Source organism: Mucilaginibacter sp., from assembly GCF_025359345.1.
Classification (GTDB): Bacteria; Bacteroidota; Bacteroidia; order Sphingobacteriales; family Sphingobacteriaceae; genus Mucilaginibacter.
Genome location: NZ_JANYGQ010000028.1, coordinates 51,493 through 74,554 on the forward strand (window position 1 = coordinate 51,493; position 23,062 = coordinate 74,554).

Here is a 23,062-nt window from a genome sequence, read left to right on the forward strand (position 1 = left end):
TGAATATTGAACTAATGTTTAAACAAAATGAACTTGGTATGATTATAGTATATTATTGTTTAATGAAACGCTCCCTAATCGTTTTAATATAATTGTTTTAGATAAAATGGCACGCTGACTAATGCGGCCTTATGGTGGTATTTTTTTTGATAAATTATTTATGAGCACAAGATTTAGGTTTGTTTATTTGTTAATTGCTTTTATTGGATTAGGGTTGCTGGGTTATCTTGCTTTCGACACATACCCCTATATAAACTTCGGCCACATTCTGCTGGTAACGAGTGGGGATATGGTGTTTTTTTTCCTCGCTTATAAAACATACCCGGCATAAAAATCCACACTTTTGCGAAATATTATTTGGCACCGGTACCGTGCCCGAAAAGTATGTGACTAATATTTTTCCACAAATTTGCTGATAAACTAATATTCAATATGATGGCACACCGTAATGGTGTGCCTTTTTTGCTTTTTAGCCATGTTTTGCATGTGCAATTACAACGCTATTGCCAATTTTAACAAATTTTAACATTTATCTTCAGGATTTTAGTCGCAAAAAATTCAGTATCTGTTTAAGTTTGCCTACCAAAAAATAATAATCATTTAATGGAAGAAATAAATAGTAATACAGGGCATCCTGCAACTGATGCCGTAACAGGTAGCTCTTCGTACTCGATGGACATCAGGGCGCTGAACGAAATGATTCAGAAGGAGAGTGCATTTATCGATATCCTGAAAATGGAGTTGGATAAAGTGATTGTGGGCCAAAAATATATGGTAGACCGCTTGCTGATTGGCCTACTGGCCGATGGGCACATCCTTTTGGAAGGTGTACCCGGTCTGGCAAAAACGTTGGCTATAAATACATTGTCAAAAGCTATACAAGCCGATTTTAGCCGTATACAGTTTACGCCCGATTTGCTGCCTGCAGATTTGCTGGGCACCATGATATACAACCAGAAAAAGGAAGAATTCATAGTCCGCAAAGGTCCCTTGTTCTCCAACTTTATATTGGCTGATGAGATCAACCGCGCGCCGGCAAAAGTGCAAAGTGCATTGCTGGAGGCGATGCAGGAGCGCCAGGTAACCATTGGCGATAACACATTTCCGCTGCCAACGCCGTTTTTGGTGTTGGCTACCCAAAATCCGATTGAGCAGGAGGGAACCTACCCTTTGCCCGAAGCACAGGTTGACCGCTTTATGCTTAAAGTGGTCATAGGCTATCCAAACAAAGAAGAAGAGAAAAGGATTATCCGTTCAAATATTTCTCCGCAGGGTATGTTAAAACCAAATCCTGTCGTTAAGCCTGAGGACATTATTAAGGCACGTAAAGTGGTGCGGGAGGTTTACATGGACGAGAAGATTGAGCAATACATTATTGATATTGTATTTGCCACCCGTTACCCCGACCAATACAAACTGGCTAATTATAAAAACCTGATCAGCTTTGGGGCATCTCCAAGAGCTAGTATAAACTTGGCCCTGGCTGCAAAAGCCTATGCGTTTATTAAACGTCGTGGTTATGTGATACCTGAAGATGTGCGGGCAATTTGCCACGATGTGTTAAGGCATAGAATAGGTTTAACCTACGAAGCCGAAGCCGAAAGCATGACATCGGAGGACATTATTACCGGGATATTGAACGCGGTAGAAGTACCGTAGGGAGTCCGAAGTCTGAAGTCGGTAGTCAGAAACGATTTGGAGATCCGGAGCGAAGGTTAAGAAATTTAATGTAAGCTTCAGGGGGTTGATTGTCAAATAAGAACTTGAGTTCTATCTTGATTCTTGGCTTCTTGATTCTTGTATCTAATAAAAATGGCGCGAGACACAAAAGAGCTGTTAAAAAAAGTACGGAAGATAGAGATAAAAACCCGCGGGCTGAGCAATCACCTGTTTTCGGGCGAATACCACTCTGCCTTCAAGGGCCGTGGCATGGCTTTTAGCGAAGTACGCGAATACCAGGTGGGCGATGAGATACGCACCATCGACTGGAACGTAACTGCTCGTTTTAATCACCCCTACGTTAAGGTGTTCGACGAGGAGCGTGAGCTTACCGTAATGTTGCTGATGGATGTAAGCGGTTCTGAAAACTTTGGTACACAGGCACAGCAAAAGCAGGATTTGGCTACCGAATTGTGCGCAGTACTGGCATTTTCGGCTATTCAGAATAATGACAAAGTGGGCGTGATATTTTTTAGCGATAAGATTGAGAAATTCATTCCGCCAAAAAAAGGCCGCAGCCACATTTTGATGATTATACGCGAATTGATTGATTTTACACCGGAGAACAAAGGAACCAATGTTGCCGAAGCTTTGCGGTATTTTACCAGCGTGATAAAAAAGAAATGCACGGCTTTCATCATGAGCGATTTTATGAGCCCGGCTTTTGAGAACGAACTGAAAATCGCGAACAAAAAACATGACATTATAGCCCTTAGGCTATACGACAAACATGAAGAAGAATTCCCGGATTTAGGGCTGATACCTATTAAGGATGATGAAACAGGTGTTATAACCTGGATAAACACAGGCGACCCAAAGGTGCGCACCGCTTATAAAGCCGATGCTTTGCGAAGAAACGCTGCCCTCCGCGATGTTTTTAGCAAATCGGGAGTAGATGCAACGGATATAGGTACCCACGAATCGTACGTAAAACCTTTAATGACATTGTTTAAAAAACGGGGAAAGAAAAGGTAATGAAGAAAAGATGTTTTTATAATTTCCTGGTTTTAATATTACTATCAGCGGCCACCAGTTTTAAGACCCATGCGCAAAATATGACTGTCGAGGCTAAGTTGGACCAAACAACCATCCGCATTGGCGACCAAACAAACCTGCGCCTGGTTGTTCATCAGCCTGCAAAAGAAAAAGTAAATTTTCCGAAACTGGTTGATAGCATAAGTGGCAAGGTACAGATAGTTGCCATAAAGCTGGATACCGTTTTTGACAAAAACGACCACAACCAGGCTACAGTGACCCAAACGTATACACTCACCTCGTTCGACCAGGGGAGTTATACTATACCATCGTATGCTATTGGCTCGGCAGCCGGTGTACTAAAAACTAATGAGTTGACTTTGATGGTGCAAACCGTACAGGTTGATACTACTAAAGCTATTTATGATATTAAGCAACCGCTGGCTGTATCCTACACATTTTTCGACTGGCTGAAGGACCACTGGGTTTGGGTTGTTCTTGGCTTAGCTGTTGTGGCAGGTATCGTTTACCTGGTATGGTATCTGCGTAAACGACCGAAAGTTGAAAAGCCCGTGGTTGAAATTAAACCCGATGTTCCGGCGCATGCAATCGCCATAAATAAATTACAACAACTGCGTGATAAAAAACTTTGGCAGCAAGGTGCGATAAAAGAATACCACAGTGAGTTGAGCGATATTTTGCGCGAATACCTTGAAAAACGCTATGTTATTAAAACCCACGAGCGTACCACTGATGAGATATTTGCCGCATTAAAATACATGGACATTGCCAATGATTACCGTACGAAACTTACCCAGGTATTAATACTGGCCGATTTGGTAAAATTCGCAAAAGAAAAACCCTTGCCGGTTGATAATGAACTAAGCATGGAAAATGCCCTAACCTTTGTGCTGAAAACACAGCAGGTGACGCAAGCGCCGCAACCGGCGGCAGAAGGAGGTAGCCAGCGTGTTTAAAGGAATTGAATTTGCTCACCCTGGATTTTTCTGGCTGCTGATACTTATCCCGGTAACTATAGCCTGGTACATATGGCGCGAGCGCAAACTGTATGGTTATTTAAGCGTATCCGCTGTGAAAGGGTTCTCGCTACCGCAAAAAAGTTTAAAACCAATGTTCCGGCACTCTGGCATTGTGCTGCGCAGCCTTGCTTTGGCAGCATTAATAGTAGCGTTAGCCCGGCCGCAATCATTATTAAGCTGGCAAAACAGCACTACCGAGGGCATTGATATTGTAATAGCATCAGATATTTCAGGCAGTATGCTTGCCGAGGACTTTGAACCCAACAGGATGGAGGCCGGTAAAAACATTGCCATCGATTTTATAAAAGACCGCCCCAACGACCGTATTGGCCTGGTAATCTTTAGCGGCGAGAGCTTTACACAGTGCCCCCTTACTATCGATCATGATGTTTTGATAAACCTGTTTAAGGATATTAAAAACGGAATGATCGATGATGGTACCGCCATAGGTATGGGTTTGGCCACGGCCGTTAACCGGCTTAAGGAGAGCGATGCCAAAAGTAAAGTTGTTATTTTGCTTACTGATGGTTCAAACAATACCGGTTCCATCCCGCCAATCACCGCGGCCGAAATTGCCAAACAGTTTAATATAAGGGTCTACACAGTCGGCCTCGGCACCAAGGGCATGGCTCCATACCCGGTGCAAACACCCATGGGGATACAGTACCAGCGGGTACCGGTTGATGTCGACGAAGTTACACTTGGTAAAATTGCCGACATTACAGGCGGTAAATACTTCAGGGCCACCAATAACAGCACCCTTAAAAATATTTATGAACAGATAGACAAGCTGGAGAAAGCTAAAATTGATGTTACCCAGTATCATAAAAAAACAGAGATGTTTTTACCGCTTGTGGTAATTGCTTTGCTGCTTTTATTGTTGGAGTTTGTTTTAAAAAATACATTGCTAAAGGGGGCCTTAACTTAAAATATGCTACGTTTTGCACATATCGAATATTTATGGGGGTTATTGTCAATCCCGCTTTTCATCCTGCTTTTTATTGCAGTAAGCAGGTGGAAGGTAAAAGCTGTAAAATCATTGGGCGACAGGAATGTGGTAAACATGATGATACCCGATGTATCATTCTCCCGCCCATGGCTCAAGTTCATCTTGTTCGCCATTGCCTTTGGATTTTTGGTGATTGGTGCTGCCGATCCGCAGATAGGTTCCAAAATGGAAGAGGAAAAGCACAAAGGTGCGGATTTGATGATACTGCTTGATGTATCAAACAGTATGCTCTCGCAGGACCTTGCGCCTAACCGCCTTGAAAATGCCAAGCGTGCCATTGCCCAACTGATTGACAACCTGCGTGGCGACCGTATCGGTATTATCGTATTTGCTGGCGAAGCCTACGTTCAATTGCCTGTAACGACCGATTACTCGGCGGCAAAGCTGTTTTTAAATACCATCAATACCAACATGGTGCCAACGCAAGGAACGGCAATTGGTTCAGCCATTGAATTGGGTATGAAATCGTTCGATTTTAAAGATGGTACAGGCAAGGCCATGATAATTATTACCGATGGCGAAAACCATGAAGACGATGCCGTGGCGGCAGCGAAAGTTGCTACCGAAAAGGATGTTACAGTACACGTTATAGGCGTAGGTTCGGCAGATGGCGCGCCGATACCTATCTATCAAAATGGTAAGCAGGTTGGTTTCCATACTGATAGCGCCGGTAAAACCGTTGTAAGTAAGCTGGACGAAACTATGGGCAAAGAAATTGCCGCAGCAGGCAACGGTGCTTATGTGCGGGCTACTAACGCCAACAGCGGGTTGGGAATTGTGATGGACCAGATTGAGAAAATTCAGCGGAAAACGGTAGGTACCAAAAGCTTTAAGGATTTTGAAGACAGGTTCCAGATTTTCCTGGCGCTGGCTTTTGTGCTATTGATTATTGAATTTTTTATATCGAACAGGAAGAGCCAGCGCTTGAGCAATTTGAAGTTATTTGAGGTGAAAAAAACATGAAGCAGTTAATTATCATCATATTATTTTTATTGCCAGGTGGTTTACTTTTTGCGCAGCAGGAAAAGAGCCTGGTAAAAGACGGTAATAAGCTTTACGAGGAAAAGAAATATACCGAGGCGGAGGCTAATTACCGAAAATCAATACAGAAAAAGAAAAACACCGAAGGCGATTTCAACCTCGGTGACGCTTTGTACAAGCAGAAAAAGTTTGATGAGGCGGGGCAGCAATTTAACCAGCTGGGCAGCACATCGGGTAATAAAGCTGTTGCCGCTAAGGCCTATCATAACCTGGGAAATTCGCTTTTGGAAAATAAAAAGCTGGAGGAAAGTATTGATGCTTATAAAAAGGCATTAATTAACAATCCGAAGGATGACGAAACCCGGTATAACCTTGCCTACGCACAGGAAAAGCTGAAACAACAGCAGAAACAGGATAAGGACAACAAGGATAATAAGGATAAAAAGAACAACAAAAACCAAAAGGATAACAAAAACCAGGACAAAAAAGACGACAAGAAGGACGATAAAAATAAAGACAACAAAAACCAGGATAAGAACCAGGACAAGAAAGACGATAAAAAGGACGAGAATAAAAACGGCCAGGATAAAAAAGACAACAAGGATCAGCAACAGCAGCCCAACAAGCTATCGAAAGAAGATGCTGAACGCATGCTTGATGCTTTGAATAACGACGAAAAACAAACCCAGGACAAGCTAAAGAACAAAAAGCTTAAGGGTGCGAAAATGCATATTGAGAAGGATTGGTAATTAGTGATTAGAGGTTGGAGATTAGAGGTTAGAAAAAAAGCCCTAACTAATCTCTAACCTCCGGTCTCTGATCTCTATACAAAATAAATGAAACTAAAGTACTACATATTAACCTTATTGCTGTTTTGGGGAGGTGTTACCTTCGCCCAGGAGGTGAAGTTTACTGCTACGGCCAGCAAAACCACTGTGGGCACGGGCGAGCAGTTCCAGGTTGATTTTTCGGTGAATGGCAATGCTGAAGGGTTTAATCCGCCGGCTTTTAGCTCGTTCCAGGTGTTGTCGGGGCCGAACGTGTCTTCAAGTATGGAATCGATAAACGGGCGTACGACTGTTAGCAGTTCGTACAGCTATATTTTGATGGGTGCAAAGATTGGTGATTTTACCATTGGCCCTGCTTTCATTGTAGTAAATGGCAAAACCCTCACCAGCAGTGCTATAAAAATAAAGGTTGTTAAAGGCCAGCCTGTACAACAACAGGGTGCCCAGCAAAGTACAGGCGGCGAGCCACAGGTACCTATGGGCAATTCAGGTGCGTTATCCAAACAGATATTTTTAAAAGCGGTGATTGATAAGGCCAGCGTTTACCAGGGCGAACAGCTTACGGTAAGTTTCAGACTGTATACCCGTATTGGAATTGATGATAGCCGCCTTGACAAGGTACCTGATTTAACCGGCTTTTGGAACGAGGATATTAAGAACCCGCAACAACAACAGCAGGTGCAGTGGAAGGTAGAGACCTACAAAGGCTTAAAATATAATACAGCTGATATTAAGCAAACTATCTTGTTTCCCGAACATTCGGGGAATATTACAATTGACCCATTTGAAATGACGTTTTTGGTACGCCAGCCTGTACATTCCAACGATATAATGGACCAGTTTTTTGGTGGCTCGTTCCAGCAGGTAAAATATAAGGCCAAAAGTACGCCGGTGGTCATCCATGTAAAACCTTTGCCCGATGCCGGCAAACCCGATAGTTTTACCGGGGCGGTCGGTACGTTCAGCATCGAGTCGTCAATTGATAAAACTGAATTAAAGGCAAATGAACCGTTAAATTACCGGGTGAAAGTTACGGGCGCAGGTAATATCAAACTGCTTAAAACGGTAAACACTAATTTTCCGGCTGATTTTGAAAAGTATGACCCCAAAATTTCGGACACTACCAAAGAGCTTATTACCGGCGTTACCGGCAGCCGTATTTATAACTACCTGCTGATACCACGGCACCAGGGTGACTACAATATCGACCCCTTAAAATTCTCTTATTTTAACCCGGCAAATAACCGTTACGTAACGCTAACCGCAAAAGGGTTTAAAATTAAAGTTAATAAGGGCGTTGCCGAAAGCAATGTAACCGCGCTGGCCGGTGCCGATAAACAGGACCTTAAAATGCTGGGTAAAGACATCAGATATATTAAAACAGGCGACACAACCTTGAGCCAGCCCGGCGACGGATTTTTCGGTTCATCTGTATTTTATGTTTTGCTGGCGCTGGGGCCTATTGCTTGTATCGGCGCGTTTAACTATCGCAACCGCATGTTAAGGCTCAATAGCGATATTGTCGGCGTAAAAAATCGGCGTGCAGCCAAGCTTGCCGCCAAACATTTGGCCAGCGCACAAAAGCAATTACAAGCCAACAACACATCGGCATTTTACGAGGATACCTTTAAAGGATTGTATGGTTATCTAAGTGATAAACTGAATATCCCTTATGCAAACCTCGACAGGGCCACCATCGCGTCGGTTTTAACGGCTAGGATAAACGACGAACCATTGGTTAACCGCGTGCTGGAGACGTTAGATCTATGCGAAATGGCCCGGTTTGCCCCGGTAACGCATATATCAAAACAGGAAGTGTTTGAAAAGGCAAAAGGTATTATCGGCGATATCGAAAATAAGATTTAACACGATGAAGAAGGCATTATACATTTTCATAGCATTTGTTATCCCGTCGGTTTGTTTTGGGGCTGAGAATGTGCAGGCACTTTTTGCTGGCGCAAACGCCAGCTATGCCAAAGGCCAATACCAGGAGGCGGTTAAGGCCTATCAAAAGATAATTGACGATGGTTACCAATCAGCTGCTTTATATTTTAATATGGGCAACGCCAGCTATAAAAACGGCGACGTTCCATCAGCACTGCTTTATTATGAAAAGGCGCACAAACTTTCGCCGGGTGATGACGATATCAATTTTAACATAAAATTTGCCAACCTTAAAACCACCGATAAAATTGATGAGGCCCCGGAGTTTTTCGTTACCAAATGGTGGCGCGGATTTATCTTGGGTATCTCTGCCAATGCGCTTGGCTGGCTCAGCGTTTTGCTGATATTGCTGGCATCGGGGATATTAATACTTTATTTTTTTACCGCATCGGTCAGCATCAAAAAAGCTTCCTTTTACGGGGCGATGTTATTCTTCATCTTTGGTGTATTCGCAGTTTTTATAGCAGTCATGCAGGTGAACTATTTTAACGGGCACCGCGAGGCTATTGTGTTTAGCCCATCAGTTACAGTAAAAAGCGGTCCGGTTGAAAAAGCTGGAGCATTGTTTGTTATCCACGATGGTACAAAAGTTAACGTGTTGGACGATAACAACGGCTGGCTGAAAATTAAGCTGGCTAATGGTAGCGAAGGCTGGATTAAAAGTGGCGACGCCAGAGAAATTTAGCGGTCTTCTGGCAACGGAAAGCGTTCCATTTTTACACGCGGAACACCCGGAACGCTGTGAAACATATTGATTGTCAGATTGTTCCATTTTGTATTTATTTGTCAGGGCCAACTTTTTGGTCAGCCCCGGCAAAAACAATAGTGAAACAAAAGCGTAGTTCCTCAACTAGCTCACCCCGGCAATCCCTTTTAATGCTGAAATAGACGGAAGCAGAAAATAGGCTGTCCCCCTGGTAACAACAAATTGCGGTAAGCCCGGATTGGCGCTTGCAGGGTCGGGCACAACCACCGGTGTACCATCTGCCATCGGAATGGTAAACGCGGGGTTCATATTGCTCGGTACCGGGCTTGTCGGGCGGTTGGCTATCAAAGCATCCTGCGGTGTTGGCGATTTCGGATATACCGGGCTGAAATTATTCATATTTATCCAGCCATAAAGCGTTTCAAACTGGGCGTTGATATCGCCGCAAAGAAATAAGCCGATCAGGCCACGGTCATCGCTGGCGTTGTACTCATGCAGGGGCGCGCCGTAAGCTACACCGCGTCTTATTATACGGGGAACAATTGTAGAATTTGCCACTTTAACACCCTCATCGCGCGGGTTAGCTACCCTGGTATGTGCCGAAAACGGGCATTTTAATCCCTGCATATCGGTAGCCTTGTAGCCAAATTCAGTAGCTTTCGACGTGCTGTGTTCTGGTTCGTCCGGCGATAACACTAACGGCGAACCATTACGCCAGCGGCCGTTCAATTTGGCGGCCAGCCATTCAACCGTATAATCTTTTGGTTTGCCTATGATCGGGGCCACCCTTTCGGCCTCCGTTTCCAAAAGGCCGTCGAATGTTGCAACATCCTGGTAAAGCACCCGGAAGGCATTGTAACAGCCATTATTAGCGAAAACGCCTTCAGGGCCTGTAATTGGCCCGGGTATAGGCGCAGGCAGCTGGCTATATCCAATTAAAAAATTGTTAAGGTCGGCCTGGTCAGTACCTGTAGGATTATCATCCAGGTCAGGCTCATCTATCGAATCCCGGTAGCGAAAATGGATGTAATCCGACGGAATCATGGGGTATTGCTCCAGGCGACCTGTTGGGCTATTTAATGGCAGCAGTTCTGTGACTGCGCCATTGCTGCTATTTGCAGCAGCTGTTATAATATCGGTAATATTTGTCTGAGCATCGGGATTCATTGCGTAGGCATGTACCACGCAATGGATAGCCGTATTTGCAAATTTTTGGTTCCACCACATGTTAGGAGCTCCGGCCCCGTAGTCCATCAGCGACTGTTGGGCGGCTTTGCTGCTCCAGGGCCCCGTGTAAAAAGTAAAAGGGAAGGCAGTAATATTGAGGTCGGGCCGTACTATAGTAATGCCCCCGGCAGTAAGGCCAATGTTTAGCATTATTTCGGGCTTAACTGCGCCCCAGTCTTCTGCGTTTCGGAGGTACGGCATCAGCGCCTTAAAAAAGCTGCTGATATTGGGCAGGTCGGCCGGTGCTGAACTGAACTGGTACAGCATGTGAACCGAGCAGGGATGGGTATAACCGCGAATGATGAGCCCTTGTATATCGGCGAGATCTGGCTGTGTTGGCGGAGTGATTGATTCGGAATATTGCATGATGGATAAGGTTTTAGGAGGTTAAAAAAGAGCCGGGTAAAACCCGGCCCTTCTACTTTTTATGGATGGGTATTATGAATTAGGCGGAAATGCTTCGGTTATTTGCTCAACCGATTGAGGGTAGGCATAATAAAGATCGGCTGGTTCGCTTAAATTATTAGCCAGTATAAAGTTTGAGAAAATTGTATAAGTAATGGTTGACGGGTCATCGGGATTAAACCCGGCGGGTGGATTAAGGGCTATTGTAGCCAGGGTAATAAATGCCGTTTTAACGCCGCCACCCGGTTCATCCCAAAAGGCTTGCAGGTACGAGTTCATGTTGCCATCAAATTCTGTTATTACCAATACCCCTAAAATTCCAGCGGCATTGGTGTTAGGCACCAGCGCTATCCGGGCGTAATGAACTATCGCCATGGCATCAAGATTTGCCTTGGTGGTAGGATTGTTAAAGTACTGGTACATGTTTTGGGCTGTTTCCTGTGCGCTGGCAGTTTGCAGGATAGGCACATACAGGGTTAGTGGATTTACGTTTTGCATGATAAGGTTTGTTTTTTTGCCTACTCTTTGATCCCGTTTTCGGCACCCCGGGTTGTTTTATATTTTATAATAAAGCCGCTCCGGAAATTGTAAATACCGGCGACAGTTTATATCTAGATAAAAAAATTAAATTATGGATATTGTTGTTTTTCTAATTGCGTAAAGGTTAGGTACTGGTGGTTAACTACCATCAAATATAGATAAATAAGTCTCGTATTTCCTACTAAAAAAAGCAGCCGCAACAAAATTAATTTGCTGCGGCCGTTTGCTGCTTTAGAATTGTTTAGGCTGGTATTTTATTCGCCCCAAAACTTGTTTTCAAGGTCCTCGTTTGCCGTAAAAACTCGGGCAACTGGCGTTTTTGTCGCCGTGCAACAGCAACACAGGTATGCTTATTTGTTTTAGCTCTTCGAGTTGGTTAGTTCTGTAGCAGGTGTTCCTCATTTCAACTGCGGCCCGTGATGATGCCTGCATGGTAATTTCCTCAGCCCAGCTTTCATCGCCCGAGCAGGCTTTGCAAACACTAAACCAGGGGAGAGAATAAAATTGATTCTTGACTCTTGGTTCTCTTCTCCCTAAATTTTATATATTTTTAGCGCCTGAATGGAAGAGAAAAATAATAAAAAAACCATCTGGGCATGGTGCATGTTCGATTGGGCCAATCAATCGTACAATATGGTTATCACATCAACCATATTCCCCTCGTACTTTGTTGCGGTAACAGCAAATGCTAAGAACGGCAACATGGTCACTTTCTTTGGGCATAAATATGTAAATACTGTACTTTCAACTTACGTATTGGGCTTGTCGTACTTAATTGTAGTGGCCATATTGCCCATACTTACGTCGATAGCCGATTACCGTGGCAACAAAAAAATATACCTGCAAATGTTTACGTGGGTAGGTAGTTTGGCCTGCGCCGGCCTTTTCTTTTTCGAAAAAAACAGTCCGCTCGAGATTCCGATGATTTGCTTTGGCCTGGCTTCAATAGGTTACTGTGGAGGGTTCGTGTTTTACAACTCTTATCTTCCCCAAATTGCTACTATTGATCAGCAGGATGCCGTTAGCGCTAAGGGATTCATATACGGCTTTATTGGCAGTGTGGTAATGCAGCTGATTTGCCTGGTGGTTATACTGCAGCCAACGTGGTTTGGTATTACCGAGGTGGAATGGTTACCGGCGCGAATATCATTTTTGCTGGTGTTTTTTTGGTGGATAGGGTTTGCCATTATCCCCTTTAGACGATTACCCAAGGGCACCCCGAATGCGGGCTCTCATAACTATAATGTTTTAACCGGCGGATTTAAAGAACTTGCAAAAGTGTTTGGTAAAATAAAAAAGATGCCGCTGCTGAAACGCTTTTTATCTGCATTCTTTTTTTATTCAGTGGGTGTACAAACCATTATGTTGGTGGCTGCCAACTTCGCAGCTAAGGAACTTCATATACCCGAAACTAATCTTATTGCAACTATATTAGGTATACAGCTTTTGGCAGTCGTGGGTGCCCTCGTTACCTCAAAATCATCTGCCAGGTATGGTAATGTAAAAACACTTATTGGTTTGGTCACCGTTTGGACGATATCCTGCTGTTGCGTTTATTTTGTAACCAATGCCAACCAGTTTTATATAGCGGCTTTTGTTATAGGGCTGGTACTGGGAGGCGTGCAATCGTTATCACGGTCAACCTATTCAAAATACCTGCCTGAGAACATTCCTGATACAGCATCCTATTTTAGTTTTTACGATGTTACCGAGAAAATATCGATAGTAGTGGGCTTATTTTGCTTCGCTTTTGTTGAAGCCCATACCAGTACAATGCGTAACTCGGCCCTGGCGCTTGATTGCTTTTTTGCGGTAGGTTTATTTTTATTGGTGGCATTGATGCTTGCGGAAAAGAGAACACCCAAGGCTGATATTGAGGTACCGGTTTAACTTTTTAATACACAATCATGGAAAACAGAACCGCCGCTTACTGGATAACCCACCTGCAACTACAACCGCACCCGGAAGGTGGCTTCTATAAAGAAGTTTTTCGTTCCGGAACTGAAGTAATGCGGCCGCCATCATTGCTCCCAAAAAAAGCCTGTACTTCTATTTATTATTTACTGGAAGGTGCCGATTTTTCCGGTTTCCACCGCATCGCATCAGATGAGATCTGGTATTTTCACAAAGGGTCACCTTTGCATATTCATGTTATCGATGAAAACGGGGAATATGTGATAAACGAACTTACCGATGAACCTACCGGCAACCTATCAGTTGTTGTAAAAGCAGGGCTTTGGTTTGCTGCCGAAATACCCTCGAAAACTGATTTTACCCTGGTAAGCTGCGCAGTAGCACCCGGATTTGAGTTCGATGAATTTGAAATGGGCGGAAAAGGCCGGTTAACGGGTTTATACCCGGAACATACATCCATTTTTGATAGGCTGTGCCGTGCTGAATAGAAAAATTAGATACTTTCACTTTGTTAATTTGCTTAGCTTTACCTCATATTTGCCACAAATGCTATAAACATTATCGCTAACCAATCAATAAAACTTTAAATCATGAAAAAATTATCATTAGTACTAACCCTGCTGGTAACGTTTGCCTGCAGTTCAGTTTATGCCCAATTTACACAGGCACAGCTTGTGGGCGAATTTACACGGGCAAAAGCCTACACCAAAGCTTATCTTGATGCAATGCCCGAAGACGGATACGCATTTAAGCCAACGCCCGAAATGCGTAATTTTGCACAGCAAATGCTGCATTTAGCGGATGCGAATTATTTTTTCTGCTCTACAGCAAGCGGCAAACCAAGCCCGCTTGGCAAAGGTGTATCGGTTGAAAAAACCGGCGCCCAAACAAAAGAAGCAACTACCAAAGCCGTTATGGACAGCTATGATTTTGCAATCGCTTCTTTACAGGGCGCGACAGATGCCCAACTGCAGACAACCACCAAGTTTGCAGGTAAGGATATGACCAATTTTAGCTTGTTCGGCAAAGGGTTCGAGCATCAAACCCATCACCGCGGACAAACTACAGTTTACCTGCGTTTAAAAGGCGTTACGCCGCCACAGGAGATGTTATTTTAAATTTGAACTAGACTTTATAAGAAAGCCCGGCTACGTAAAGCAACCGGGCTTTCTTATATCCAGATGACAAAGTGAATATTTTTCTATACACAGCGACTGGCTCAATAAACAGCGAATTCTCTGATTTCTGACGTATTCCCCAGCCCTTCCCGGCAAAAAAATAATGCCGGGCCGTTTTTTGAATTTTTGACGCTCACGCACTGGCAATGGCACAATGTTGGTATTGTACCAAACAACAACTAAACAATATAACCTATGAAAACTTCAACAAAAACCACCGTAATATTAAAAGCAATCGACCTTGAGTTAAAAGCATTATTGCAGAAGGACCTTGAGATTTTTAAAATGCAGCACACTAAACAGGTTCCTGTAAAACAGGCTGCCTGACCATCATATACATATACCTATGCAAAAAGAGTTCCTGTGGAGCTCTTTTTTGTTTTATAGGATTTTTGCCACGCGCTGCATCGGTATAAAAGTCAAAATATTTTTATATTTATACCACCGCTAACAATTATCGCCGTGAAAAAAATATTACTTTTTGCCTTCTTAATCTATAGCACCTGGGCTACCGCCCAGCCAAAGCTGCTGGTTGCCGTTCAGCAATACCGCGATTCGGTGGTGATGTTTAATTTAAACAACTACATCAAAACGGGGCAGGTTAAAATCGGCTTTAAACCGCACGAAATAACATATGATGCCGCCACCAAAAAGTGTTTTGTAAGCAATTTTGGATTGGAGGATTACGATTTAAAAATTGGCCGTACCGGCAATATTATCAGCGTAATTGATCCTTTTGCAGGCAAGGTTGTTAAAGATATTTATACCGGTGCAGATACCAGTATTCACAATGGTCCGCATGGTATAAAAGCAAGGCCCGGTAAATACAGTGAACTTTTTGTTAATACGGAAATAGGGGGCGACACGATGCACGTGTTCAACACCAAAAACTATAAATTAAAAAGAACGTTTGCGTTGCCTAAAGGGGCACACAATTTTACATTTTCGGCTGATGGAAAGACTTTATGGCTGATGGCTGGTCAAAACGGGGTTTACAGCCTCAATCCCGAAACCGGCGCCGAACTGCAGCATACACCGCTGACATCGCCGGTGCGCGGCCTGCTTGTGGCAAAGGACTGGATAATCGCCTCATGTAAAAACGAAATATATTTACTCTCAAAAACAGACTTATCCATAGTAAAACATTTCGATAACCTGCAGCTTAAGGTTGGACTAATATTATACTCAAATATCACCTATGACCAAAAATACATCCTGGCCCCTGCGCCGTTCGATAGCCTGGTCTTAGTGATAGATGTTGCCACCGCTCAGGTGATACACCGCATAAACACAGGTGATACGCCTATAAATGTACAGGTTCACGGCACCAAGGCCTATGTTTCGCACGCCAAAGACGATTATATTGCCACTATCGACCTGAATAATTTTACATCTTCAAAAATATTGAAGGCGTTTGGTACGAATGGATTGGTGGTGATAAAATAGAGGCGGCTTTTTTTAACCACAGAGGCCGCTGAGAAGGTACAGAGAACACTGAGCCTGTCAATACAATAAAATATTTTTCTCTGCGGCCTCTGAGTTTTCCCTCTGTATCTCCGTGGTAAAATTAACCAACATGTCAAAACCCTTATAAAAAAGTAAAGCAGGCTTGGCCTTGCGCTATACCTGCTTTGTAATTAACTACTAACCGACAGTTAAAAATTCTGTAAATTAGTTTCAAATATAATAAATATATTTCTAATATAATAAATGTATTAATAGTTAATTATTGATATTGATGAGTTGTTTTCAACCTGTAAAATCAATAAAAACCATCAAACACTTTTGTTACAATATTTAAATATTAGGGTTATCGCAGGTATTTTTATTATTTTCGGAATGCCGTAAATTTTATAAAACTCATCCTTCAATCTGCCGGTAATATGTTTAAAAAAGGCATTCTTATCTTTATTATTTCACTGGCTGCATTCTTTAAATTAAATGCGCAAAACAGCGCTGCAGCACCAAATCCATTTATGGTAAAAGGTTTCCACATCGACCTGCGAATACAGGTTATGACTATGGACGCGTTGAAAGCCTTTGCCTTAAAATTAAGCCGGCAGGGCATTAATACCATCATAATGGAATGGGAGGGTACCTATCCGTTCGAAAAGCACCCGCTTATCCCTAATAGGTACGCATACACAAAGAGCGAGGTTGCCTCGTTTATTAAATATTGTGCTGATTTAAAGATAGATGTTATTCCGCTGCAGCAAAGTTTTGGCCACGTGGAGTACATTTTGCGGAATGAAAAATATAAAGACTTACGCGAAGATCAAAAGGATTTCTCGCAGGTTTGTCCATTGCAAACCGATCTGGACAAGGCCTTATTTACCGATCTATACACTGAACTGGCAGCCACCCATCCCTCAAAATACATCCATATCGGCGGCGACGAAACCTATTTGCTTGGTCACGATGCACGCTGTAAGTTGAAGGTGGCCAAAGAAGGCAAATCAAAGCTGTATATCGACTACATAAAAACGCTTTGCGATATCGTGATCAAACTTGGCAAAACGCCGGTGCTTTGGGCCGATATAGCTTTGAAATATCCCGATGCCATCAAGCTGCTGCCAAAACGCACGGTGTTTATCGACTGGAACTATGGTTGGGATATGAACAACTTTGGCGATCACCAAAAATTGATGGCGAGTGGTTACGAAATCTGGGGCTCGCCGGCGTTACGTTCATCGCCCGATAATTATTTTTTAACCCAATGGGAAAAGCACTTTAAGAACATCCGCGACTTTGTTCCCGCCGCGGCAAAACTGGGCTATAAAGGTATTGTAATGACGTCCTGGTCAACATCAGGACAGTATTCGGCAGTGTTTGAGTCGGAAGAACAATTGGCCGAGGTGTATGCTATACGGCATGTGTACCCGTTAAATGGTTTTAATATCCTTGTTGATGCCTTTACTGAAAGTATAGGCAAGGCCGGACCGTTGAATATAAATGAGTTTATAGCTAAATATTGCAAAGATAAATATGGTTTTGATGTTGATCAGTCAGCAAAGTTTTGGCAGGCGCTTAAAACTGCACCCTATGAAATACGGAATGGTCGCGTACTTTCAAAACAACCGATTACTATTAAACAGGTTTTGGATAGTACTAAAACCGCTCTTGAAGTGCTTTACCAGCTACAGCCTGCCGAAAATAAAAACGAGTTTGAGCATTACCGGCTCATGACCGGTATCCGCGTAAATTATTTGCAGCTCGAATATATTCTGCAAAAGGCAAATACGCCCGATTTTACAGCCGAAATGGTCCCGGGGATTTTACAGGAGCTGAGAAATTTAATGATGAGCGAAGATGTGGTTGATATGCACTTTACAGAGCTGAATAAAAGCTTCCTGAACGCATCAGAACTGGAAGCAGAAAATAATTTGAGAAATTTGAGAACGCGGTTATTGTACGACCGTTTATCAAGAAAAAAATAATCGGGTGGAGCAGCTTAAAATAACAAATGGCAGGATAATAACCCCTGGTGAAGTTATTGAAAACGGAACAGTCTTAATTGCCGACGGATGTATTACCGCTATTGGAGCGGGCAATATTGACGCGCCGGGTGCCACGGTTATCGATGCCGGTGGCAAGTATATTTCGCCGGGATTTATCGATATCCACATCCACGGCGGCGGCGGTCACGATTTTATGGATAACACTGTGAATGCATTCCTGGGAATTGCCGAAACCCATGCCCATTACGGCACCACGGCGATGTGCCCCACTACGCTTACCAGCAGCAAGGAAGATTTGCTGGAAACGCTGCGTATTTACGAATTGGCTGATAAAAAAAATTCGCAGGGAGCGCAATTTATAGGGATGCACCTGGAGGGCCCGTATTTTGCCCTTAACCAATGCGGTGCACAAGACCCGCGCTACATCCGCAACCCCGACCCGGAAGAATATAGAGAAATACTTGCAGGCACCACCGCAATTAAACGTTGGAGCGCCGCACCGGAGTTACCTGGTGCAATTGATTTCGGCAAATACATAACTGAGCGTGGCATCCTGGCGGCAATAGCCCATACCGATGCCATTTACGAAGAAGCATTATATGGTTTTGAAAACGGCTACACTTTGGCTACACACCTGTATTCGGGGATGCTGGGCGTAACCCGGCGCAACGCCTACCGCTATGCCGGTGTTGTTGAAGCTGCTTTTTTAATTGACGACATGGACGTGGAAATAATAGCCGATGGCATACACCTGCCGTCTCCATTGTTGAAACTGGTATACAAAATAAAAGGTGCTGTCCGCACTGCATTGATTACCGATGCCATGCGCGCCGCCGCCATGCCACCAGGCGAAAGTATTTTAGGCAGTTTAAAAAATGGGCTGAAAGTTATTGTGGAAGATGGTGTAGCCAAACTACCCGACAGGAGCGCTTTTGCAGGCAGTGTTGCCACATTTGACAGCCTTGTGCGCAATATGATAAAACACGCTGATGTATCCCTGGTGGATGCCATCCAAATGGCAACGATAACGCCGGCAAGGATAATGAACGTTGCCAATAGAAAAGGCTCGATTGAAAAAGGGAAAGATGCAGATATCGTTATTTTTGATGAGGAAATAAATATTGAAAAGACCATTGTAAAGGGAAGGGTAATTTATGAACGATGACCGCGGCAGAGACACGATGCCCCGCATACTGGCAGATAATCCAAACGCTTATGTTTATCGGAACAGGGCAGAAATGGGCATATCGGCTGCCACAATGGCTGCGCAAAAAATTGCCGGGCTGCTAACTCAGCAACCTTTCGTAAATATCATTTTTGCCGCCGCGCCCTCGCAGAATGAATTTCTGTTAGCATTAATAAAAAATGAAACCATCGACTGGCAACGGGTAAATGCCTTCCACATGGATGAATACATCGGCCTGCCACCAAACGATGCGCGGACTTTCGCATCATTCTTGAAAGAAAAAATATTTGACCGCCTGCCGTTCCATACGGTAAACTACATTAACGGGAATGCCGCCGATGTTGCAATTGAATGCGAACGTTATGCTGCGTTATTAAATGAATATCCCACCGATATAGTTTGCATGGGCATCGGCGAAAACGGCCATATTGCCTTTAACGATCCACCCGTAGCCAATTTTGACGATCCGCAGCCAGTAAAAGCGGTAACCCTCGATGCCGAATGCAGGCAGCAGCAGGTTAATGATAAATGTTTTGATACGCTGGATGAAGTGCCTACCCATGCCATAACGTTAACCGTACCCACGCTGATGGCGGGCAAATATATTTATTGTATGGTGCCGGGAGAAAAAAAGGCAAAGGCAGTTTATAATACGTTAAGAGCGGAAATTAATGAAAATTGCCCGGCAACTATTTTACGAAGGCACGCAAACACTATATTGTTTTTTGACGAGGATAGCGCACAATTGTTGTAAAAAACTACTTGTGTGAGCTAATTTCGCCTTTGTTTGGGATAAACCCGCGATAAAAAGTATATTGCCCCTGCAAAACAAAAAATGCATCAAACCTGTGGCCTGCACCCCAATTGGCAGGCATATTTAACAAATGAAAAGTTTTTTAAACGAAGATTTTTTACTCGACACCAAAACTGCGCAGCGCTTATACCATGAATATGCTGCCGCACTGCCCATTATTGATTATCACTGCCACTTGCCGCCCGACCAAATTGCGGGCGATATCAACTTTGAAAATATCACGCAAATTTGGCTCAATGGCGACCATTACAAATGGCGGGCTATGCGCGCAAATGGCGTTAATGAGGCCCTTATTACTGGTGATGCAAGTGATTGGGAAAAATTTGAACAATGGGCGGCAACTGTACCTTACACGCTCCGGAACCCGCTTTATCATTGGACACACCTGGAGCTGCAACGATATTTTGGTATCAACAACTTACTATCCCCGGCCACTGCCCGCAAGATATACGACGAGTGTAATGAAAAACTGCAATCGCCAGAATACAGCGTGCGTAGCCTCGTAAAAAGTCATAATGTTGAAGTAGTTTGTACGACAGATGACCCGCTGGACAACTTAAATCATCATAGAAAAATAAATGAGGATGGGTATAGCGTAAAAGTTTTACCAGCTTTTAGGCCTGACAAGGCAATGGAAGCCGGTGATGTGCATATGCTTTATGCTTATATCAGCAAACTGGAAACGCAAAGTGGGAACGCCATTTCTGATTTTAATGATTACCTGGCCGCGTTAAAGAAACGACACGACTTTTTTGCCGAAAACGGCTGCAGCCTGTCGGACCATGGCCTGGAGCATTTATATGCGGAGAAATATTCGGAAGATGAGGTAAAGCAAATCTTTACCAAAATAAGAAAAGAACAAACGCTAACGGTTCACGAAATAGCACAGTTTAAATCAGCTATGCTGTATAGTTTTTCTGTTTGGGACCACGAAAAAAACTGGGTGCAGCAGTATCATCTTGGGGCATTACGCAACAATAATACCCGCGCCCTTAGCGAGGCCGGTCCGGATACCGGGTATGATTCGATGGGAGATTTCAGCCAGGGCAGAGCGCTTTCAAAGTTTTTAAACAGGTTGGAGGCCGATGGTAAGCTTACCAAAACTATCCTGTACAACCTTAACCCGGCAGATAACGAACTGATAGCAACTATGGCCGGTAATTTTAATGATAGTATAACACCCGGCAAAATGCAGTTCGGTTCGGCCTGGTGGTTTCTCGACCAAAAGGACGGGATGATAAAGCAAATGAATGCGCTATCGAACATGGGATTGCTGAGCCGGATGGTTGGCATGCTGACTGATTCGCGCAGCTTTATGTCGTTTCCGAGGCACGAGTACTTTCGCAGAATATTGTGCAATTTATTTGGTAATGATATAGAAAACGGCGAATTGCCAAATGACATAAAATGGACGGGCAAAATCGTTAGTGATATTTGCTACTACAATGCTAAAAACTATTTTGATTTTGATAAGGCAAAATGAGCGGGGTATTTAACAAACAACACGGCAAAATATTATCCTTCGGCGAACTATTGTTACGCATAACGCCCGATGCCGATGGGGCATGGCTTACCGACAATCAATTGCCGGTTTATGTAGGTGGCGCTGAATTGAACGTAGCAACAGCTCTTGCATTGTGGGATTTGCCGTCGTCGTATTTTACGGCGCTGCCGGATAATGGCCTGTCGGCACAAATAATCAAACATCTTACCAATAAAAAAATAGATACCTCGCCGGTTTATTACGGCGATGGCCGGCTGGGCTTATACTTTTTAACCAGCGGGCAGGATTTAAAACATGATGCTTTAATTTATGACCGTGCGGGGTCGGCATTTGCTAGTCTTAAACCGGGGGTAATTGATTGGGATAAGGTGTTGCAAGGCGTAAGTTGGTTTCATTTCAGCGCCATATGCCCGGCCATCAGCCAAAATATTGCTGACGTTTGTTTGGAAGTTTTGCAGGCGGCGTCAAAAAAACAAATAACTATTTCATTAGATTTAAACTATCGTTCCAAACTATGGAAATATGGTAAAAATCCTGTTGAAGTGATGCCACAACTCGCAAAATATTGTGATTTGATAATGGGTAACGTTTGGGCCGCCGAAACCATGCTCGGTATTCCTGTTGAGCCGAACATCCATGAATCAGGACAAAAAAGCATTTACTTGAAGGAAGCGCTAAATACATCTGAACATATTGTGTTGCAGTATCCCAGGTGCAAAGCTGTCGCTAACACGTTTAGATTTGATGCTTCATCTGAAATTAATTATTACACAACATTATTTACCGGCGGAGACTTTTATAGCTCGCACGAATATCAGTCGGACAAGGTAGTAGATAAAGTAGGCAGCGGCGATTGTTTTATGGCGGGGATTATCTATGGATTTTACAACCAGACCAGTCCTGTTGAAACCCTTGAATTTGCCACGGCAGCCGCATTTGAACAATTGTTTGTTAAAAGTGATGCAACCGATAAAACTGTTGATGAAATTAAATCCGCAATAAGATGAAAATAAAAAAATCCGTATTGAGCAACATACTTGCGCAGGGTATGCTGCCGCTGTTTTTTTATGAAGACGCTGTTGTAAGCCTCGAAATAATAAGTACGCTTTACAGAGCAGGCGTACGGGTAATTGAATACACCAACAGGGGCAAAGAGGCACTCGACAACTTTAAGGCGATAAAAAAAGTCGTTAACAAGGAAATGCCAGGGTTGTTCCTGGGTATCGGTACAATAAAAAATGTATCGGATGCAGAAGCATTTATTGACGTTGGGGCTGATTTTATTGTATCGCCGATAGTAAACCCGGAAGTGGCAAAAGTTGCCCATAAACATAAACTATTGTGGATACCCGGCTGCATGACACCGACCGAAATTTACCTCGCCCAAAAAAACGGCGCCGATTTGATAAAGATTTTTCCAGCAAATATACTAGGCCCGGCTTTTATCAGCTCGGTTAGGGAGTTATTTCCGGGGCAGCTGTTTATTCCAACCGGTGGAGTTGAAATGAATGCCAAAAACATAAGTTCGTGGTTTCATGCCGGGGTAGGTGCGGTAGGCATGGGCAGCAAGCTGATAACTAAAGAAATACTTGAAAAACGCCAATACGACCAGTTATACAATGATACCATTAAAGCCATTGAGATGGTAAAGGCCGCCATGTAAGTAAACCTAAC

21 protein-coding genes are annotated in these 23,062 nt (G+C 43.5%); 19 read left to right on the forward strand and 2 right to left on the reverse strand.

Annotation, left to right across the window (positions count from 1 at the left end):
• The first annotated feature begins 735 nt into the window (after nt 1-735).
• The 8 genes from Q0R52_RS18690 to Q0R52_RS18725 all read left to right on the forward strand — a co-directional run bounded on the left by Q0R52_RS18690 (nt 736) and on the right by Q0R52_RS18725 (nt 9,141).
• On the forward strand, nt 736-1,659 hold the full coding sequence (locus Q0R52_RS18690) for a MoxR family ATPase (protein ID WP_366520925.1): 924 nt from the start codon (nt 736-738) through the stop codon (nt 1,657-1,659).
• 153 nt (nt 1,660-1,812) lie between these two features.
• The gene (locus tag Q0R52_RS18695) at nt 1,813-2,694 is read left to right on the forward strand and encodes a DUF58 domain-containing protein (RefSeq protein ID WP_252789369.1); all 882 of its coding nucleotides are present in this window, start codon (nt 1,813-1,815) and stop codon (nt 2,692-2,694) included.
• On the forward strand, nt 2,694-3,671 hold the full coding sequence (locus Q0R52_RS18700; protein WP_295796968.1) for a BatD family protein: 978 nt from the start codon (nt 2,694-2,696) through the stop codon (nt 3,669-3,671). The genes Q0R52_RS18695 and Q0R52_RS18700 overlap by 1 nt, the downstream gene beginning before the upstream one ends.
• Complete coding sequence (locus Q0R52_RS18705; protein ID WP_295796969.1) at nt 3,664-4,662, forward strand: VWA domain-containing protein; 999 nt, start codon at nt 3,664-3,666, stop codon at nt 4,660-4,662. Before Q0R52_RS18700 ends, Q0R52_RS18705 begins: the two co-directional genes overlap by 8 nt.
• A 3-nt stretch (nt 4,663-4,665) precedes the next feature.
• The gene (locus Q0R52_RS18710; protein WP_295796970.1) at nt 4,666-5,706 is read left to right on the forward strand and encodes a VWA domain-containing protein; all 1,041 of its coding nucleotides are present in this window, start codon (nt 4,666-4,668) and stop codon (nt 5,704-5,706) included.
• Nucleotides 5,703-6,473 (forward strand): tetratricopeptide repeat protein, encoded by a 771-nt coding sequence (locus Q0R52_RS18715; RefSeq protein ID WP_295796971.1) that lies wholly within the window; start codon nt 5,703-5,705, stop codon nt 6,471-6,473. Before Q0R52_RS18710 ends, Q0R52_RS18715 begins: the two co-directional genes overlap by 4 nt.
• Before the next feature lie 87 nt (nt 6,474-6,560).
• The gene (locus tag Q0R52_RS18720; protein WP_295796972.1) at nt 6,561-8,378 is read left to right on the forward strand and encodes a BatD family protein; all 1,818 of its coding nucleotides are present in this window, start codon (nt 6,561-6,563) and stop codon (nt 8,376-8,378) included.
• 4 nt (nt 8,379-8,382) lie between these two features.
• Nucleotides 8,383-9,141 (forward strand): tetratricopeptide repeat protein, encoded by a 759-nt coding sequence (locus Q0R52_RS18725; protein WP_295796973.1) that lies wholly within the window; start codon nt 8,383-8,385, stop codon nt 9,139-9,141.
• A 165-nt stretch (nt 9,142-9,306) separates the two neighbouring features.
• Here Q0R52_RS18725 and Q0R52_RS18730 read toward each other — a convergent pair whose 3' ends face one another.
• Together Q0R52_RS18730 and Q0R52_RS18735 are read right to left on the reverse strand one after the other, a co-directional pair.
• Complete coding sequence (locus Q0R52_RS18730) at nt 9,307-10,755, reverse strand: hypothetical protein (protein WP_295796975.1); 1,449 nt, start codon at nt 10,753-10,755, stop codon at nt 9,307-9,309.
• Nucleotides 10,756-10,827: 72 nt separating this feature from the next.
• Entirely contained in the window at nt 10,828-11,292 is a 465-nt protein-coding gene (locus tag Q0R52_RS18735) for a hypothetical protein (protein WP_252789384.1), read from the reverse strand.
• Nucleotides 11,293-11,895: 603 nt separating this feature from the next.
• Here Q0R52_RS18735 and Q0R52_RS18740 point away from each other — a divergent pair.
• From Q0R52_RS18740 to Q0R52_RS18790, 11 genes are all read left to right on the forward strand, one after another.
• On the forward strand, nt 11,896-13,224 hold the full coding sequence (locus Q0R52_RS18740; protein ID WP_295796978.1) for an MFS transporter: 1,329 nt from the start codon (nt 11,896-11,898) through the stop codon (nt 13,222-13,224).
• 17 nt (nt 13,225-13,241) lie between these two features.
• Entirely contained in the window at nt 13,242-13,736 is a 495-nt protein-coding gene (locus tag Q0R52_RS18745) for a cupin domain-containing protein (protein ID WP_252789387.1), read from the forward strand.
• Between the two features lie 102 nt (nt 13,737-13,838).
• Nucleotides 13,839-14,366, forward strand: coding sequence for a DinB family protein (locus tag Q0R52_RS18750; protein ID WP_252789390.1), 528 nt, complete (start codon nt 13,839-13,841; stop codon nt 14,364-14,366).
• A 255-nt stretch (nt 14,367-14,621) separates the two neighbouring features.
• Nucleotides 14,622-14,753: a hypothetical protein gene (locus Q0R52_RS18755; RefSeq protein WP_295796984.1), complete on the forward strand. Its 132-nt coding sequence runs from the start codon at nt 14,622-14,624 to the stop codon at nt 14,751-14,753.
• A 135-nt stretch (nt 14,754-14,888) separates the two neighbouring features.
• Nucleotides 14,889-15,872 (forward strand): YncE family protein, encoded by a 984-nt coding sequence (locus Q0R52_RS18760; RefSeq protein ID WP_295796986.1) that lies wholly within the window; start codon nt 14,889-14,891, stop codon nt 15,870-15,872.
• Between the two features lie 437 nt (nt 15,873-16,309).
• Nucleotides 16,310-17,863, forward strand: a complete 1,554-nt coding sequence (locus Q0R52_RS18765) for a beta-N-acetylhexosaminidase (RefSeq protein WP_295796988.1) — start codon at nt 16,310-16,312, stop codon at nt 17,861-17,863.
• A 4-nt stretch (nt 17,864-17,867) separates the two neighbouring features.
• A complete protein-coding gene (gene nagA, locus Q0R52_RS18770) occupies nt 17,868-19,049 on the forward strand; it encodes an N-acetylglucosamine-6-phosphate deacetylase (RefSeq protein WP_295796990.1) in 1,182 nt (393 codons plus the stop codon).
• Nucleotides 19,039-19,824: a glucosamine-6-phosphate deaminase gene (locus tag Q0R52_RS18775; protein WP_295796992.1), complete on the forward strand. Its 786-nt coding sequence runs from the start codon at nt 19,039-19,041 to the stop codon at nt 19,822-19,824. The genes nagA and Q0R52_RS18775 overlap by 11 nt, the downstream gene beginning before the upstream one ends.
• 130 nt (nt 19,825-19,954) lie before the next feature.
• Nucleotides 19,955-21,367, forward strand: a complete 1,413-nt coding sequence (uxaC, locus tag Q0R52_RS18780) for a glucuronate isomerase (protein ID WP_295796994.1) — start codon at nt 19,955-19,957, stop codon at nt 21,365-21,367.
• A complete protein-coding gene (locus Q0R52_RS18785; RefSeq protein WP_295796997.1) occupies nt 21,364-22,395 on the forward strand; it encodes a sugar kinase in 1,032 nt (343 codons plus the stop codon). Before uxaC ends, Q0R52_RS18785 begins: the two co-directional genes overlap by 4 nt.
• Entirely contained in the window at nt 22,392-23,051 is a 660-nt protein-coding gene (locus Q0R52_RS18790) for a bifunctional 4-hydroxy-2-oxoglutarate aldolase/2-dehydro-3-deoxy-phosphogluconate aldolase (RefSeq protein ID WP_295796998.1), read from the forward strand. The genes Q0R52_RS18785 and Q0R52_RS18790 overlap by 4 nt, the downstream gene beginning before the upstream one ends.
• Nucleotides 23,052-23,062 lie beyond the last annotated feature (11 nt).

Excerpts from the sequence above, each read along its gene's own strand:
- Q0R52_RS18790 (WP_295796998.1), top strand. The coding sequence starts at position 22,392 with ATGAAAATAAAAAAATCCGTATTGAGCAACATACTTGCGCAGGGTATG.
- Q0R52_RS18740 (WP_295796978.1), top strand. The coding sequence starts at position 11,896 with ATGGAAGAGAAAAATAATAAAAAAACCATCTGGGCATGGTGCATGTTC.
- Q0R52_RS18715 (WP_295796971.1), top strand. The coding sequence starts at position 5,703 with ATGAAGCAGTTAATTATCATCATATTATTTTTATTGCCAGGTGGTTTA.
- Q0R52_RS18765 (WP_295796988.1), top strand. The coding sequence starts at position 16,310 with ATGTTTAAAAAAGGCATTCTTATCTTTATTATTTCACTGGCTGCATTC.
- Q0R52_RS18755 (WP_295796984.1), top strand. The coding sequence starts at position 14,622 with ATGAAAACTTCAACAAAAACCACCGTAATATTAAAAGCAATCGACCTT.
- Q0R52_RS18785 (WP_295796997.1), top strand. The coding sequence starts at position 21,364 with ATGAGCGGGGTATTTAACAAACAACACGGCAAAATATTATCCTTCGGC.
- Q0R52_RS18720 (WP_295796972.1), top strand. The coding sequence starts at position 6,561 with ATGAAACTAAAGTACTACATATTAACCTTATTGCTGTTTTGGGGAGGT.
- Q0R52_RS18700 (WP_295796968.1), top strand. The coding sequence starts at position 2,694 with ATGAAGAAAAGATGTTTTTATAATTTCCTGGTTTTAATATTACTATCA.
- Q0R52_RS18710 (WP_295796970.1), top strand. The coding sequence starts at position 4,666 with ATGCTACGTTTTGCACATATCGAATATTTATGGGGGTTATTGTCAATC.
- Q0R52_RS18695 (WP_252789369.1), top strand. The coding sequence starts at position 1,813 with ATGGCGCGAGACACAAAAGAGCTGTTAAAAAAAGTACGGAAGATAGAG.
- uxaC (WP_295796994.1), top strand. The coding sequence starts at position 19,955 with ATGAAAAGTTTTTTAAACGAAGATTTTTTACTCGACACCAAAACTGCG.
- Q0R52_RS18690 (WP_366520925.1), top strand. The coding sequence starts at position 736 with ATGGAGTTGGATAAAGTGATTGTGGGCCAAAAATATATGGTAGACCGC.
- Q0R52_RS18745 (WP_252789387.1), top strand. The coding sequence starts at position 13,242 with ATGGAAAACAGAACCGCCGCTTACTGGATAACCCACCTGCAACTACAA.
- Q0R52_RS18735 (WP_252789384.1), bottom strand. The coding sequence starts at position 11,292 with ATGCAAAACGTAAATCCACTAACCCTGTATGTGCCTATCCTGCAAACT.
- Q0R52_RS18750 (WP_252789390.1), top strand. The coding sequence starts at position 13,839 with ATGAAAAAATTATCATTAGTACTAACCCTGCTGGTAACGTTTGCCTGC.
- Q0R52_RS18775 (WP_295796992.1), top strand. The coding sequence starts at position 19,039 with ATGAACGATGACCGCGGCAGAGACACGATGCCCCGCATACTGGCAGAT.
- Q0R52_RS18730 (WP_295796975.1), bottom strand. The coding sequence starts at position 10,755 with ATGCAATATTCCGAATCAATCACTCCGCCAACACAGCCAGATCTCGCC.
- Q0R52_RS18725 (WP_295796973.1), top strand. The coding sequence starts at position 8,383 with ATGAAGAAGGCATTATACATTTTCATAGCATTTGTTATCCCGTCGGTT.